The organism is Pseudomonas putida (assembly GCA_029953615.1).
Taxonomy (GTDB): Bacteria; Pseudomonadota; Gammaproteobacteria; order Pseudomonadales; family Pseudomonadaceae; genus Aquipseudomonas.
Genome location: CP124529.1, coordinates 286,665 through 301,472, shown reverse-complemented (window position 1 = coordinate 301,472; position 14,808 = coordinate 286,665). Strand labels below are relative to the sequence as shown.

Below are 14,808 nucleotides of genomic sequence, written 5' to 3'. Positions count from 1 at the left end.
CACAGGGGCCTGTGATGTACCTGTGGGAGCGGGCGAGCCCGCGAAGAGGCCGTCACAGGCAGCCACACAAAGGAGCCCCAATGCCTGCCCACATCGAAGACTATGCCCTGCTGGGCAACTGCCGCAGCGCCGCCTTGGTCAGCCGCGATGGCTCGCTCGACTGGCTGTGCCTGCCACGCTTCGACGCCCCCGCGGTATTCGCCGCACTGCTGGGCAACGAAGAAAACGGCCGCTGGCGCCTGGCCCCCTGTGACCCGGTCGAACACAGCAGCCGCCAGTACCTGGACGACACCCTGGTGCTGGAAACCACCTGGGTTACCGCCGCCGGCCGTGCCCGCGTGCTCGACTTCATGCCGCTGGGCGAGGTCAACTCGCTGGTGCGCATCGTCGAGGGCCTCGCTGGCGAAACCCATTTCGAGATGGACCTGGTCATGCGCTTCGACTATGGCCGCAGCATACCCTGGGTAGAACGGCTCGACCCGCTGACCCTCAGCGCCGTCGCCGGCCCCGACCGGCTGATCCTGCGCAGCACCGTTCCGCCGCATGCCCGCGACCAGCACACCGTCGCCCGCTTTCGCGTCGGCGCGGGCGAACGCCAGGTGTTCAGCCTGTGCCACCAGCCCTCGCACCTGCCGGTGCAGCCCGGTTGTGATAGCGACGAAGCGCTGGCGCAAACCATCGACCAATGGCAGGCCTTCGCCGCCCGCTGCCCACAGGTGGGCCCATACTCCGCCCTGGTGCGCCGCTCGCTGCTGACCCTCAAGGCCATGACCTACGCACCCACTGGCGGCATCGTTGCCGCCGTCACCACCTCGCTGCCCGAGCGCCTCGGCCACGAGCGCAACTGGGACTACCGCTTCTGTTGGCTGCGCGACGCAACCATGACCCTGCTGGCCTTCATGAACCTCGGCTACTTCGACGAAGCCTAGGCCTGGCGCGAGTGGCTGTTGCGCTCGGTGGCCGGCAACCCCGAGAGCAGATGCAGATCATGTATGGCCTGGCCGGTGAGCGCGACCTGCAGGAATACACCCTGCCATGGCTGGCCGGTTACGAGCGCTCGCAACCGGTGCGGGTGGGCAATGCAGCGTCGCAGCAGGTGCAGCTGGATATCTATGGCGAACTGGCCGACGCCATGGCCCAGGCGATCAAGGGCGGCTTGCCCCGGCACCCGCGCAGCGCTGCCATCTCCCGGCTGATCCTGCCTTACCTCGAGCGGATCTGGCGCCAACCGGACGAAGGCATCTGGGAAGTACGCGGCGGCCGGCAACAGTTCGTGCATTCCAAGGTAATGGCCTGGGTCGCCTTCGACCGTGCTGCAGGGTTGGCTGACACCACCGAGGAAGGCCGCGAGCGCGGGCAGCATTACCGCCAGGTGGCTGACGAGATTCACCGTGAAGTGTGCGCGCAGGGCCTGGACCCCAGCGGCCGCTTTTTCGTCCAGGCCTATGGCTCGACCGAGCTGGACGCCAGCCTGTTGCACATCGCCCTGACCGGCTTCCTGCCGGCGGATGACCCACGCTTCCTGCGCACGCTCGAACAGGTCGAGCAGCGCCTGCTGAAAAACGGCCTGCTGCTGCGCTACGACAGTGACAGGTGCAGCGACGGCCTCACGCCCGGGGAGGGCACCTTCCTGGTGTGTTCGTTCTGGCTGGCCGACGTGTATGTGTTGCTGGGTCGTCAGGAAGAAGCGCAGGCACTGTACGAACGCCTGACCGGCCTGTGCAACGACCTTGGCCTGCTGGCCGAACAGTACGACCCGGCGGGCCAGCGCATGCTCGGCAACTTCCCCCAGGCGTTCAGCCATATCGGCATCATCAACACCGCGCTGAACCTGCACCGCGCACAGTGCCCGGTGCGTGATCGGGCTAGTGGTGGATAGAGTCGCGCCCTCTGGCAATCAAAGTGTGACGCATTGCGTCACATATGATACTTTGCTTCGTGTGATGCATAGGGTCACACTTGGCTCGTCTCCCAAATGGACGCGGCGAGCTACCCATGATCATCAGTTTTCAACACAAGGGACTGCGAATTTTTCATGAAACGGGTAACACCCGAGGCATCCAGGTCTCTCACGCAAAGCGCTTGAAGCGACAACTCCAGTTTCTTGAGTGCGCCATGTCTGCGCAAGATTTGAGCGTACCTGGCTGGCAGTTGCATCCGCTCAAGGGGGAGTAATCGGACTTCTGGTCAGTCAGTGTGTCAGATAACTGGCGGCTGATCTTTCGCTTCGTGGGTTCGGATGTCGAACTGGTCGATTACCTTGATTACCACTGAAAAGGAGAGCTGAGCATGCCTTTGCACAACCCGCCACATCCAGGCGAAACCCTGCGTGAAGATGTTCTGCCCGCGTTAGGTCTGACGGTGAAGGCCTTCGCATCGCATCTTGGGTTCTCTCGAGAAGCGCTTTCGCGGGTATTGCATGGGCGCGCGGCAATGTCTCCGGACTTGGCGATACGCCTGGAGACGGCTGGAATCAGTACCGCCCGCCTGTGGTTGGCCATTCAGGCTGATTACGATATCTGGCAGGCGCGTCACCGACAGCAACCTGTAATTACCCGGTTGTTTCAGGCCGCCTGATGTAAAAGTGTGAAACGACCGGGGTAGACTAGGGCAAACCCCTTCGGCACGGAGCATACATGGGCATTCGCGGTACTGACCGGCAGATCGACAACATCGAGTTCAATGTCAGCGACATCGCACGGAGCAAGGCCTTCTATGGCAGTGTGTTCGGCTGGGCCTTCACTGACTACGGGCCTTCATACACCGAGTTCAGTGATGGCCGGCTGACCGGTGGCTTTACCACGGGTGAGCCGGTGCGCCCGGGCGGGCCGCTGGTCATCCTGTACGCCGACGATCTGCAGGCTACACAGCAGCGGATCGAAGCCGCCGGGGCGCGCATCAGCCGGGCCATTTTTGCTTTTCCCGGCGGGCGGCGCTTCCACTTCATCGACCCGGATGGTTATGAACTGGCGGTGTGGACGGCCCAAGCCTGATGGCCAACCACAAGATCGAAATCCGTCGGCGCAATATCGAAAAAATTCTGCAGGCGGCGGAAAAGGTGTTTGCCGAGAAAGGCTACGGCGCTACCTCAATGGGCGATATCGCCGAGCAGGCCGAGTTGCCGCGTTCCAACCTGCATTATTACTTCAGCACCAAAGACGACCTGTTCCGTGCGGTGTTGCAGGACCTGCTGGATGTGTGGAAGCAGGACGCGCTGTGCTTCGAGAATTTCGACGACCCGCGTGTAGTGCTGACCAGTTACATCCGGGCGAAGATGGGCCATTCGCGCTCACGGCCGCTGGGGTCGAAGATCTGGGCCGAAGAGATGCTGCACGGGGCGCCGGTGCTGGGGGTGAACCTGGATGAAAGCCTGGTGCCCTGGGCCAAGCTGAAGGAAGCCAAGATCCGCCGCTGGGTGGAGGAGGGGCGCATTCTGCCGGTGGAGCCGTCGGCACTTTTGTACATGATCTGGGCTTCGACCCAGCACTATGCCGACTTTGGTTACCAGGTGGCGTTGCTCAATGGCGGCGAGGCGTTGTCGGACATGGCTTTTGAAAGTGCGGTGCAGACGGTGACGAGTGTGATCCTGCGGGGGATCGGGCTGGAGCCCTGAACAGGCAATTGGGGCCGCTGCGCGGCCCTTCGCGGGCCCGCCCGCTCCCACGGGGGCTCAGCAGCCCTTGAGAGCGGCGCGGAACCTGTGGGAGCGGGCAAGCCCGCGAAGGGCTGCGCAGCAGCCCCAATCAGTGTCAGCTGGCCTCACGGTAGGGATTACGCGGATCCTGCGTCCAGTTCAGGTAAGGCTTGCCAGTATCCTGAGCCACCATCTCGATGCAGTTCTCCACCGGGCAGGTGATCTGGCACAGGTTGCAGCCCACGCATTCCGCTTCGATCACGCTGTAGGCATGCGTGCCATCCGCCTTCAGCGTGCTGGCAATCGCCTGGTGCGAAGTATCCTCACAGGCAATGTGGCAGCGCCCGCAGCCAATGCATGCTTGCTGGTCGATGTGCGCCACCGACTTGTAGTTCATGTCCAGGTACTTCCAGTCGGTGGTATGCCCCACCGCCTGGCCGCGGAACGCCTCGATGTTACGGTGCCCGTGCTGGTCCATCCAGCGCGCCAGGCCGTCCTTCATGTCCTCGACAATGCGGAAGCCGTGCAGCATCGCTGCCGTACACACCTGCACGGCGCCACTGCCCAGGGCCATGAACTCGGCTGCGTCACGCCAGTTGCCGATGCCGCCAATGCCACAGATCGGCAAGCCGAGCGTTTGCGGGTCGCGGGCGATTTCCGCCACCATGTTCAGGGCAATCGGTTTCACCGCCGAACCGCAGTAGCCACCATGGGTGCTCTGGTCGCCGACGATGGGGTGGGCGACCATGCGATCGAGGTCGACGCTGGTGATCGAGTTGATGGTATTGATCAACGACACCGCATCGGCCCCGCCACGGTGCGCGGCGCGGGCTGACTGGCGGATGTCGGTGATGTTCGGCGTGAGTTTCACGATCACCGGCAGCGAGCAGTACGTCTTGCACCAGCGGGTGACCATTTCCACGTACTCCGGCACCTGGCCGACTGCCGCGCCCATGCCGCGCTCCGGCATGCCGTGCGGGCAGCCGAAGTTCAGTTCGATGCCATCGGCCCCGGTGGCTTCCACCAGCGGCAGGATGAACTTCCACGAGTCTTCCACGCACGGCACCATCAGCGACACGATCAGCGCGCGGTCGGGCCAGTCCTTCTTCACCTGGGTGATTTCGCGCAGGTTGATGTCCAGGGAGCGGTCGGTGATGAGCTCGATGTTGTTGATGCCTTGCACCTGGCGGTTGGGGCCGTAATGCGCCGAGTAGCGCGACGACACGTTGACTGCCGCCGGGTCTTCGCCAAGGGTTTTCCACACTACGCCACCCCAGCCGGCCTCGAAGGCACGGACCACGTTGTAGGCCTTGTCGGTGGGCGGTGCGGAGGCCAGCCAGAAGGGGTTGGGTGCCTTGATGCCGGCAAATTCGATGGACAGGTCGGCCATTTATGCAGCCTCCACGTTGAGCATGAGTCGGGCATGGATGGCTTCGGCGGCCAGCTTGCCGTGTTGTACGGCCTGGACGGTAAGGTCCTGGCCCAGGGCGGTGCAGTCGCCGCCGGCGTATACCCCCGGCAGGCTGGTTTGCATCGTTTCGTCGACCCGGATGCGCTCACCAATGCGCGCCAGTTGTGCGGCCACCGGGTCGCCGAGGCTGGCGTCGTCGAAGCGTTGGCCGATGGCCTTGAAAATGGCATCGGCGGGCAGCTCGAAGGTTTCGCCGGTGTCGCGCAGGCGGCCGTCTGCCAGCTCGGTGCGGGCAAAACGCATGCCGCGCACCTTGCCAGTGTCGTCCAGCAGCACGGCATCAGGGCGGGCCCAGGTATGCAGGCGCACCTGGTTGGCCTTGGCGATGGCCTGCTCGTGGCCGGTGGCACCCATGTCGGCAAGGCCACGGCGGTACACCAGGTTGACATCGCGGGCACCCAGGCGGGCCATCTGCACGGCCATGTCGATCGCGGTGTTGCCGGCGCCGATCACCAGGCAGCGGTCGGCCAGGGGCAACTGGCTCAGGTCGTCGGCCTGGCGCAGTTCGCGGATGTATGCGGTGGCGGCGAGCAGACCGGGGGCTTGTTCATCCGGCAGGCCGAGCTGGCGCACGGCATTCAGGCCGAGGCCGAGGAATACGGCGTCGTACTGGTCGCGCAGTTCGCCCAGGCCCAGGTTGCTGCCCAGGCGCTGGCCATGGCGAATTTCTATGCCACCGATGCCGAGCAGGAATTTCACTTCACGCTGGGCATAGTCGTCCACCAGCTTGTAGCGGGCGATGCCGTACTCGTTGAGGCCACCGGCCTTGTCGCAGGCCTCGAATACCACCACATCATGCCCGTGCATGGCCAGGCGGTGGGCGCACGCCAACCCGGCTGGGCCGGCACCGACCACGGCGACCCGTTTGCCGGTGACCGGCGAGCGCTGGAACGGGTGCTCGGTGAAGCGGGCGTTGTCCAGGGCATAGCGCTGTAGCTGGCCGATCAGTACCGGTGCGCACTCCTGCGCGTTGTTGCGCACGCAGGCTTGCTGGCAAAGGATTTCGGTGGGACAGACGCGGGCGCAACTGCCGCCAAGAATATTGGCTGAGAGAATGCGTTCGGCGGCGCCTTGCAGGTTTTCGTCGCTGATACGGTGGATGAACGACGGGATGTCGATGTCGCTGGGGCAGGCGTTGACGCAGGGGGCGTCGTAGCAGTACAGGCAGCGCGCGCTTTCCACGGCGGCCTGGCGGGCGGTGAGGGGTGGGGCCAGGTCGCTGAAGCGCTCGGCCAGCTGGTCGGCACCGGCCCGGGGGCGCGGCAAGTGGTTCAGGGCGTCGATCACGGTTGTAGCCTCTCTTTCTTGTATTTGGCTTGGAATGGGGGCGCGCTGCGCCCCAATCGCCGGCAAGCCAGCTCCCACAGGTGGGATAGCGCTGCTCTCAAGGACAACACTATCCCTGTGGGAGCTGGCTTGCCGGCGATGGGCTGCGCAGCAGCCCCAATGGCCTTAACGCTGCACGGGCGTCGGCCGCTGCACTTCGGCCCGGCGCCCCAGCACCTCAAACACCGACGGATACGCCGGCCGTTCCACATAGCGCCCCGCGCCCTTTTCTGCGCGCAGGTCGCCGTCGGCCCAGAGCACCTTGCCCTGGCTGATGGTGTGGCTGGGGATACCGCGCACGGTACGGCCTTCGAAGATGTTGAAGTCCACCTGCTGGTGGTGGGTCGTGGCCGAGATGGTGCGGGTACCTTGCGGGTCCCACAGCACCAGGTCGGCGTCGGCGCCAACGCGTATGGCACCCTTGCGCGGGAACAGGTTGAAGATTTTCGCGGTGTTGGTAGAGGTCAGCGCGACGAACTCGTGCATCGACAGGCGCCCACTGTTCACCCCGGCATCCCACAGCACTGCCATGCGGTCCTCGATGCCGGCAGTGCCGTTGGGGATACGGCTGAAGTCGTCGCGACCCATGGCTTTCTGCTCGGCGCAAAAGCAGCAATGGTCGGTGGCGGTGGTGTGCAGGTTGCCCGACTGCAGCCCGCGCCACAGCGCCTCCTGGTGTTCACGCGGGCGGAACGGTGGGCTCATCACGTAGCCTGCGGCGGTGGCCCAGTCCGGGTCACGGTAGACGCTGTCATCCAGCAGCAGATGGCCGGGCAGGACTTCACCGTACACCGGCTGGCCCTTGCCGCGGGCATAGGCGATTTCGTCCAGCGCTTCGCGGCTGGAAACATGCACCAGGTACAGCGGCGTGCCCAGCGTCTCGGCAATGCGGATGGCGCGGCTGGCCGCCTCGCCCTCGACCTGGGAGGGGCGTGACAGCGGGTGGGCTTCCGGCCCGGTCAGGCCCTGGGCCAGCAGTTTTTTCTGCAGGTGGTACACCAGCTCGCCGTTCTCGGCGTGCACGGTGGGCACCGCACCCAGTTGCAGGCAGCGCTCGAAGCTGGCCACCAGGGTGTCGTCGGCGGCCATGATCGCATTCTTGTAGGCCATGAAGTGTTTGAAGCTGTTCACCCCATGCCTGGCCACCAGTTCGCCCATCTCTTCGGCTACCTGTTCGCTCCACCAGGTGATGGCGACGTGAAAGCCGTAGTCGCTGGCGCTTTTTTGTGCCCAGCCGCGCCAGGTGTGGAACGCCTCCAGCAACGACTGCTGCGGGTTGGGGATGACGAAGTCGATGATCGAGGTGGTGCCACCGGCCAGGCCCGCGGCAGTACCGCTGAAGAAGTCCTCGCTGGCCACGGTGCCCATGAACGGCAGCTGCATGTGGGTATGCGGGTCGATGCCGCCGGGCATCAGGTACTGGCCGCTGCCGTCGAGGATCTCGCAGGCGCTGGGTGGTTCTAGGTTTTGCCCGATGGCACGGATCAGGCCATCGGCACACAGGACATCGGCGGGGTAACTCTCTTCGTGGGTGACCACGGTGGCGCCACGGATCAACAGGGACATGCCGTTTTCCTCGCAGGCTGACCGGTCTGGGCCGGTTCTTGGAATTGTCTTGGTGCAGGAGGGCAGGGCGGTTAATCCTGTCAGTCCTGACAAGATTGCAGGCTAGATGCTGATTCTGAATTCAGCAAGAAAATTTCCACATAAATTTTGATGGTTTTAACCAATTGAAATTGAAGAAATTATTTAGCTTGTGCGGCCCATTGCGGGGCTTTTGGAGACGTTGACTGACTTGACAAGATGAAAATCTGGTCGAGATTTTCAAGCACATAAAGCGTGTGTACTCCGGCCATCGCATCCACTCGACGGGCAAACAACAACTACAAGAAAACCTGGAGCAAGCCTCATGCAGCAGAGCAGATCGGAAGTGGTCGAGCAGGGTGGCCTGTTCGAGTTGTCCGAGGGCAGCGATGTCCTCGACAGCCCGCGCTACAACCACGACATCGCCCCGACCAAGGTGCACCAGCGCACCTGGAACAAAAATGGCACATCACCGCCCTGTGGGTGGGCATGTCCATCTGCGTGCCCACCTATACCCTTGGCGGCGTGCTCACCGCCTACTTCGGCCTCAGCGTGGGCGAGGCCTTGCTGGCGATTCTGCTGGCCAACCTGATCGTACTGATCCCGCTCACCCTCAACGCCTTCCCAGGCACCAAGTACGGCATCCCGTTCCCGGTGCTGCTGCGTTCGTCGTTCGGCATCCTCGGCTCCAACGTGCCATGCCTGATCCGCGCGGTGGTTGCCTGTGGCTGGTTCGGCATCCAGACCATGTTCGGCGGCCTGGCCATCCACCTGTTCCTCGGCTCGGTATTCGATGGCTGGAAGGCCCTGGGCGGCACCGGCGAGGTGATCGGCTTCATGATCTTCTGGTGCCTGAACCTGTGGGTGGTACTGCGCGGCGCCGAGTCGATCAAGTGGCTCGAAACGCTTTCGGCACCGCTGCTGGTGGCGGTCGGCGTCGGCCTGCTGTTGTGGGCCTTGCCGCACATGTCGATGAGCGAACTGCTGGCCCAGCCGCCCAAGCGCCCGGAAGGGGCGAACATGCTCGGCTACTTCTGCGCCGGGCTTACCGCCATGGTCGGTTTCTGGGCCACGCTATCGCTGAACATCCCCGACTTCAGCCGCTACGCCCGCAGCCAGAAGGACCAGATCCTCGGGCAGATCTTCGGCTTGCCGCTGACCATGTTCCTGTTCGCCGCGCTGGGCGTGGTGCTGACTGCCGCCTCAGCGTCGCTGGTAGGCGAGACCGTGTCCGACCCGGTCAGCCTGATCGGCAAGATCCACAGCCCGTTCTGGGTGGCCCTGGCCATGGCGCTGATCGTGATTGCCACGCTGTCGACCAACACCGCGGCGAACATCGTGTCGCCGACCAACGACTTCCAGAACATTGCCCCACGCCTGATCGGGCGCAGCCGTGCGGTATGGCTGACCGGCTTCATCGGCCTGGCGCTGATGGGCCATGAGTTGCTGAAGAAGCTGGGCTGGATCGCTTCCGACCTGAGCCTGGAGAGCGTGTACTCCAACTGGCTGCTGGGCTATTCCAGCCTGCTGGGGCCGATTGCCGGGATCATGGTGGTGGACTACTTCCTGATCCGCCGGCAGCAGCTGGACCTGGCCGGGCTGTACCGTGACGACGTGTACCCGGCGTGGAACTGGGTCGGCTTTGCCGCCTTTGCGCTGCCGGTGGCGCTGACCGTGATGGCCATTGGCAACAGCAGTTTCAGCTGGTTCTACGACTACGGCTGGTTCACCGGTTCGCTGCTGGGTGGGGCGCTGTATTACCTCTTCGCCGGCGTGGTCGCGCGCAGCCCGGCGCGGGTGGCCAAGCCCTCGCCGTGAGACCGCGCTGGCCCCTTCGCGGGCTCGCCAGCTCCCACCTAGACCTGTGGGAGCGGGCCAGAACAGACAACAGAAATGCCTGAAGGAGAAACCCGTGACCCCCGTCAAAGAGATCCTGAAGACCACCGCCCCCCACATCGACAGCACCCGCCTGTGGCAGTCCCTGATGGACCTGGCCCGCCTCGGTGCCACCGCCAAGGGCGGCGTGTGCCGCCTGGCCCTGACCGACCTTGACCGCCAGGCCCGCGACCTGTTCGTGCAGTGGTGCGAGGCCGCCGGTTGCACGGTCAGTATCGACGCCGTCGGCAATATCTTCGCCCGTCGCCCGGGGCGTAACCCCAAGCTGCCCCCGGTCATGACCGGCAGCCATATCGACACCCAGCCCACCGGTGGCAAGTTCGATGGCTGCTTCGGCGTGATGGCCGGGCTGGAGGTGCTTCGCACCCTCAACGACCTGGGTGTGGAAACCGAAGCGCCGCTGGAAGTGGTGGTGTGGACCAACGAGGAAGGTTCGCGCTTTGCGCCGTGCATGATGGGATCCGGGGTGTTTGCCAGCAAGTTCACCCTGGAAGAAACCCTGGCCAAGCGCGACGCCCAGGGTGTCAGCGTTGGCGAGGCACTGAACGCCATCGGCTACGCGGGCTCGCGCGCTGTATCGGGCCACCCGGTGGGAGCGTATTTCGAAGCGCATATCGAGCAGGGCCCGATTCTCGAAGACCAGGGCAAGACCATCGGCGTGGTGCTGGGCGCGCTGGGCCAGAAGTGGTTCGACCTGACCCTGCGCGGTGTCGAGGCCCATGCCGGCCCTACGCCCATGCACCTGCGCAAGGACGCCCTGGTCGGCGCGGCGGCGGTGGTGGAGGCAGTCAACCGCACCGCCCTCGGCCACCAGCCCCATGCCTGTGGCACGGTGGGTTGCCTGCAGGCCTACCCGGGCTCGCGCAACGTGATCCCGGGCGAAGTGCGCATGACCCTGGACTTCCGTCATCTGGAGGGTGAGCAACTGAATGCCATGATTGCCGATGTGCGCGCGGTGATCGAAGCGACCTGTGCCAGGCATGGCCTGAGCCACGAACTGGTACCCACGGCCGATTTCCCGGCGCTGTACTTCGACAAAGGGTGTGTCGCTGCCGTGCGCGAATCGGCGCAGGCGCTGGGCCTGCCGCACATGGACATCGTCAGCGGGGCGGGGCACGACGCGATCTTCCTGGCCGAGCTGGGGCCGGCGGGGATGATTTTCGTGCCGTGCGAGAACGGCATCAGCCATAACGAGATCGAGAACGCCACGCCCGAAGACCTGGCGGCGGGCTGCGCGGTGTTGCTGCGCGCGATGCTGGCGGCATCGGAGGCGATTGCCAGTGGGCGGTTGGCGGCCTAGCGCGGTCAGTACGCGCTTTTTGTAGGAGCGGCCTTGTGTCGCGATCGGGCTGCGCAGCAGCCCCAGGATCTTGAAGCAAACGCAGGCATCGCCGGGGCCGCTTTGCGGCCCTTTCGCGACACAAGGCCGCTCCTACAGGGGCCGCGCTGCCGGGGCGGGTTGGGTAAGATCTGCCAGAAACGCCGCAATCTGCCGCTCACCCCGCAAATGCACCACCGGCACCTGCGGCGCTGTGGCCTCTCGGCTTGCCTCGATCCCAGGCCGATATCCCCGATCGAACGTCCATACGAACTTCAGGAAAGTCAGAAACTCCCGGTCCAGCCGCTCGGTACATCCCGCCGGCAGGTCCGGCCGGGGCTTGTTCAGCACACTGCGCAGGATCACCCGCTTGAGGCAGGTCAGTCTCGGCGTATCCAGCCAGATGACCAGGTCGGCCCGCGGCAGGCGCAGGTCGAACGTGCGGCGGGCATAATTGCCCTCGCATACCCAAGCCTCCCCAGCTACCGCATCGCGCACGCGGGTGCGGAAGGTCTCGGCATCCGGTTCGACCCAACCGGCCTCCCAGAACAGCATATCGAGGTGCACCACCGATACGCCCAAACGTGCGCCAATATGCCGGGCCAGGGTTGATTTGCCACTGCCGGCGTTGCCCAGAATCACGATGCGTTGCATGGCCAAGTCCTTTTGGAAAAAACCGGCCATGCTAAATTATCCGGCCGGTTCGAGCCAGCCATCGCGCCCGATGTGATAACGCTGCAGGTCTTGCGCCAGCGTCAGCCGCCCGTTGTAGTGGGCGAGGGCTTCATCGCGAATGTTGTCGATGCTCGGGCTGCGCCGTGGGTCGTGCTGGTAGCGGGCGCTGAAGTGCGTCAGCACCAGGTTGCGCACGCCCGCCGTTTCGGCAAAGCGCGCCACCGCAGCCGCGGTGCTGTGGCCGAAGGTGACCCCCGTGCGCTCGACCACCGCCTGGGTGAACGTGGCTTCATGCACTAGCACGTCGGCGCCCTTGGCTGCGTCGGCCAATAGCTCGGGGTTGTCGTTGTCGCCGCACACGATCACCCGCCGTGGCGGGCGCGAAGGGCGCAAGTAGTCACTGCCGTGCAGCAGCCGGCCGTCATGCTGAACCGTCACGCCCTTGGCCAGGTCGCCCCACAGCGGACCGCGGGGGATGCCGTCGGCTTCCAGGCGCGGAATGTCCAGGCGTGGTTCGGGGTTGAGTTCGGTGAACACGAAGCCGACGCTCGGCACCCGGTGCGACAGCTGCACGCAGGTCACTTGCACGGCGTCACTGTGCCACTCCACCAGGTCTTCAACGGCCAGCAGGCGCAGTTCGAACGGCAGGAAGGTATCGGTGGCCGCCAGTCCCTGGCGCACCCAGTCGTGCAAGGCGGCGGGCAGGACAAGGTCCAGCGGCTGGGTGCGCCCGCTCATGCCGGCGCTGGCCAGCAGGCCCGGCAGACCGAAGCAATGGTCGCCGTGCACGTGGGTGATGAAAATGGCGCGCAGGTCGCGGATCGACAGCGGCGTGTGCAGCAGCCGGTGCTGGGTGCCTTCGCCGCAGTCGACCAGGTACCAGTGGCTGCCACTGGCTTCGATCACAGCGGTGGCGCTGACGTTGCGCGCCTTGGTCGGCACGCCGGCGGAGGTGCCCAGGAACAGCAAATCCATGGTTTGGCTCCTTGTTTCAGCCCAGCAGCGACAGGTCGCGCAGCAATGCGTGCAGCCCTTGTGGTACCAGCGGGCCGATGCGCCCGAAATCGGCGCTGTCGCACCAGCGGGCGCGGAACGGGCTGCCGTTCGATTCGTGGCCGTCCAGCCAATCTTGCTGGTACAGGCTGGCATCGGTGAAGCGCGCGTCGTACACCTGCACAATCTCATGCCCCGCCTTCCCGGCATAGGTGAACAGGCTCTCCAAGGTACCGAGCAGGCGCACATCGCTGATCGCCTGGCCCAGTTCTTCGTCGATCTCCCGGGCGATGGCATCGCGGCCCAGCTCACCGAACTCGATACCGCCTCCCAGCGGGCGGCACAGGGTCTGGCCGCTGGCAGGGTCGTCGAATACGTTGACCAGAATCTTGCCCTGGTGATGGAACACGCACAGGGCGAGAAACCGGATGCGCGGTGCTAGCAGCGGCTGGGTAGTCACGGGCTCGTTCCTTCGAGACTAAAAAGGGCGCACACCTTAGCCTGATTGCTGCATGCCGTCGATGGCCCGCTACTCGGCCTGCCGCCAGATCAGGTTGCTGGTGTCGTAGCCTTGTTCGCGAGCAATGGTCAGCAGCTGTTCGCGCTGCTCGTCCGTGACCGCTGGCGTGCGCGAAAGCAGCCACAGGTACTCGCGGTTGGGGTGGCCGACCAAGGCCACGCGGTAGTCCTTGTCGTGGTACAGCACCCAGTACTCGCCCTTGGTCAGGCCGGGCGCGATGCGGCTGAACCAGTTGTCGAAGCGCACCCAGAGCTTGTCGGTGCTGCCCGGTTGCTGGGCTTCGGCGACGCCCTTGGCCTGGTTCCACTGGCCGTCTTTTTCCTGGCAGCGGTTGGTCACATCAATGCGCCCGTCCTCTCGCAGGCCATAGTGCGCCTCGGACTGCACGCAGTTGCGCTGGAAGAACATCGGTAGCCGCGCGAGTTCGTACCAGGTGCCCTGGTAACGTTGCAGGTCGACCTGCTGGGTACGCGGTGGTGCCGAGTGATCGTTGCCGGCGCAGCCGAGCAGGGCCAGGGTCATGCAGGAAAGCAGCAACGTGGTGCGTAGCGCCATGGTCAACCTCCTTGATAGGGACGGGGCTTACCTGTGTTTCGATGCGGGCGAGAGGCAAAAGTTGTACGGGATTGCACCTTTCAGAACGAACCGGTCTGCACTTCGCCGACGCGCACGTACCGGGCGACGACCACGCCCTTTGGCGAAACCTGCAAGTGCTGCAGGGTGAAGGCCGCCGCTGCCGCATCGTCGCCGAACAGGCGTTTGCCGTGGCCGAGCAGCAGCGGGTGGATCAGCAGTTGCAGTTCATCGACCAGGCCTGCCGCCAGCAGTTGCTGCACCAGTTCGCTGCTGCCCTGGGTCAGCAGGTTGGCGCCGTCCTGCTGTTTCAGCGTGCGAACCGCTGCGGCGATGTCCGTGCCCAGGGCATGGCTGTTGTGCCAGTCGAGGGTTGAGGGGTTGTGGGTGGCCACGTGCTTGGGCACGCTGTTGAACAGGTTGGCGATGGAGAAGTCTTCCGAGCTGTCTTTTACCTTTGGCCAGTAGCCGGCGAAGATGTCGTAGGTGCGCCGACCCAGCACCAACTCGAAGGGCTGGCTGAACAGGGCCTGCATGGCCTGGCCGAAGACTTCCTCGGCATAGGGCACGATCCAGCCGCCATAGGTGAAGCCGCCGCTGGTGTCTTCCTGCGGGCCGCCGGGGGCCTGCATGACACCGTCGAGGCTGATGAAGGCGGCTACGATGAGTTTGCGCATGGGGACTCTCCTGTTGGCAGCCGGGGTGGCTGCGGGCATGGGATAGTCGAATGGCAGGCAGCAGAATCGACAGCGCAAACCTGTGCCGGCCCTTTCGCGGGCATGCCCGCTCCCACAGCATCACCACGGCTCCAGAAAGCG

The 14,808-nt window shown here is 64.7% G+C and carries 12 protein-coding genes and 3 pseudogenes; 7 read left to right on the top strand and 8 right to left on the bottom strand.

Going from position 1 to position 14,808, the window contains the following annotated elements:
* Positions 1–80: 80 nt before the first annotated feature.
* From QIY50_01475 to QIY50_01455, 5 genes and pseudogenes are all read left to right on the top strand, one after another.
* Positions 81–1,879, top strand: a pseudogene (locus QIY50_01475) (glycoside hydrolase family 15 protein).
* Positions 1,880–1,995: 116 nt separating this feature from the next.
* Positions 1,996–2,274: pseudogene (locus QIY50_01470) on the top strand (type II toxin-antitoxin system RelE/ParE family toxin).
* A 15-nt stretch (positions 2,275–2,289) separates the two neighbouring features.
* Positions 2,290–2,577, top strand: a complete 288-nt coding sequence (locus tag QIY50_01465; protein WGV20999.1) for a HigA family addiction module antitoxin — start codon at positions 2,290–2,292, stop codon at positions 2,575–2,577.
* A gap of 59 nt (positions 2,578–2,636) precedes the next feature.
* Positions 2,637–2,993: a VOC family protein gene (locus QIY50_01460; protein ID WGV20998.1), complete on the top strand. Its 357-nt coding sequence runs from the start codon at positions 2,637–2,639 to the stop codon at positions 2,991–2,993.
* Positions 2,993–3,613 carry a TetR/AcrR family transcriptional regulator gene (locus QIY50_01455; protein ID WGV23135.1) on the top strand — a complete coding sequence of 207 codons (621 nt, stop codon included), beginning with the start codon at positions 2,993–2,995 and terminating at the stop codon, positions 3,611–3,613. The genes QIY50_01460 and QIY50_01455 overlap by 1 nt, the downstream gene beginning before the upstream one ends.
* Positions 3,614–3,749: 136 nt before the next feature.
* On the opposite strand, the gene preA is transcribed toward QIY50_01455, so the two are convergent.
* The 3 genes from preA to hydA all read right to left on the bottom strand — a co-directional run bounded on the left by preA (position 3,750) and on the right by hydA (position 7,997).
* Positions 3,750–5,024 (bottom strand): NAD-dependent dihydropyrimidine dehydrogenase subunit PreA, encoded by a 1,275-nt coding sequence (gene preA, locus QIY50_01450; protein ID WGV20997.1) that lies wholly within the window; start codon positions 5,022–5,024, stop codon positions 3,750–3,752.
* On the bottom strand, positions 5,025–6,392 hold the full coding sequence (locus QIY50_01445; GenBank protein WGV20996.1) for an NAD(P)-dependent oxidoreductase: 1,368 nt from the start codon (positions 6,390–6,392) through the stop codon (positions 5,025–5,027). It lies immediately after the preceding gene.
* A gap of 165 nt (positions 6,393–6,557) precedes the next feature.
* Positions 6,558–7,997: a dihydropyrimidinase gene (gene hydA, locus QIY50_01440; protein WGV20995.1), complete on the bottom strand. Its 1,440-nt coding sequence runs from the start codon at positions 7,995–7,997 to the stop codon at positions 6,558–6,560.
* Positions 7,998–8,340: 343 nt separating this feature from the next.
* Between hydA and QIY50_01435 the strand changes: the two are divergent.
* Both QIY50_01435 and QIY50_01430 read left to right on the top strand, forming a co-directional pair.
* Positions 8,341–9,833, top strand: a pseudogene (locus QIY50_01435) (NCS1 family nucleobase:cation symporter-1).
* A gap of 94 nt (positions 9,834–9,927) precedes the next feature.
* Positions 9,928–11,211, top strand: coding sequence for a Zn-dependent hydrolase (locus QIY50_01430; GenBank protein ID WGV20994.1), 1,284 nt, complete (start codon positions 9,928–9,930; stop codon positions 11,209–11,211).
* Between the two features lie 132 nt (positions 11,212–11,343).
* On the opposite strand, the gene QIY50_01425 is transcribed toward QIY50_01430, so the two are convergent.
* The 5 genes from QIY50_01425 to QIY50_01405 form a co-directional block, all read right to left on the bottom strand.
* On the bottom strand, positions 11,344–11,883 hold the full coding sequence (locus tag QIY50_01425; protein ID WGV20993.1) for an AAA family ATPase: 540 nt from the start codon (positions 11,881–11,883) through the stop codon (positions 11,344–11,346).
* A 36-nt stretch (positions 11,884–11,919) separates the two neighbouring features.
* Positions 11,920–12,879, bottom strand: coding sequence for a ribonuclease Z (locus QIY50_01420; protein WGV20992.1), 960 nt, complete (start codon positions 12,877–12,879; stop codon positions 11,920–11,922).
* Positions 12,880–12,895: 16 nt separating this feature from the next.
* The gene (locus QIY50_01415; GenBank protein ID WGV23134.1) at positions 12,896–13,342 is read right to left on the bottom strand and encodes an NUDIX hydrolase; all 447 of its coding nucleotides are present in this window, start codon (positions 13,340–13,342) and stop codon (positions 12,896–12,898) included.
* An 84-nt stretch (positions 13,343–13,426) separates the two neighbouring features.
* Positions 13,427–13,972, bottom strand: coding sequence for a lipocalin family protein (locus tag QIY50_01410; GenBank protein WGV20991.1), 546 nt, complete (start codon positions 13,970–13,972; stop codon positions 13,427–13,429).
* 80 nt (positions 13,973–14,052) lie between these two features.
* A complete protein-coding gene (locus tag QIY50_01405; protein WGV20990.1) occupies positions 14,053–14,667 on the bottom strand; it encodes a dihydrofolate reductase family protein in 615 nt (204 codons plus the stop codon).
* Positions 14,668–14,808: the final 141 nt, after the last annotated feature.

Bases quoted from the DNA above. Each gene is read 5' to 3' on its own strand.
- QIY50_01465 (WGV20999.1), top strand. From the start codon at position 2,290: ATGCCTTTGCACAACCCGCCACATCCAGGCGAAACCCTGCGTGAAGAT.
- QIY50_01460 (WGV20998.1), top strand. From the start codon at position 2,637: ATGGGCATTCGCGGTACTGACCGGCAGATCGACAACATCGAGTTCAAT.
- QIY50_01455 (WGV23135.1), top strand. From the start codon at position 2,993: ATGGCCAACCACAAGATCGAAATCCGTCGGCGCAATATCGAAAAAATT.
- preA (WGV20997.1), bottom strand. From the start codon at position 5,024: ATGGCCGACCTGTCCATCGAATTTGCCGGCATCAAGGCACCCAACCCC.
- hydA (WGV20995.1), bottom strand. From the start codon at position 7,997: ATGTCCCTGTTGATCCGTGGCGCCACCGTGGTCACCCACGAAGAGAGT.
- QIY50_01425 (WGV20993.1), bottom strand. From the start codon at position 11,883: ATGCAACGCATCGTGATTCTGGGCAACGCCGGCAGTGGCAAATCAACC.
- QIY50_01420 (WGV20992.1), bottom strand. From the start codon at position 12,879: ATGGATTTGCTGTTCCTGGGCACCTCCGCCGGCGTGCCGACCAAGGCG.
- QIY50_01410 (WGV20991.1), bottom strand. From the start codon at position 13,972: ATGGCGCTACGCACCACGTTGCTGCTTTCCTGCATGACCCTGGCCCTG.
- QIY50_01405 (WGV20990.1), bottom strand. From the start codon at position 14,667: ATGCGCAAACTCATCGTAGCCGCCTTCATCAGCCTCGACGGTGTCATG.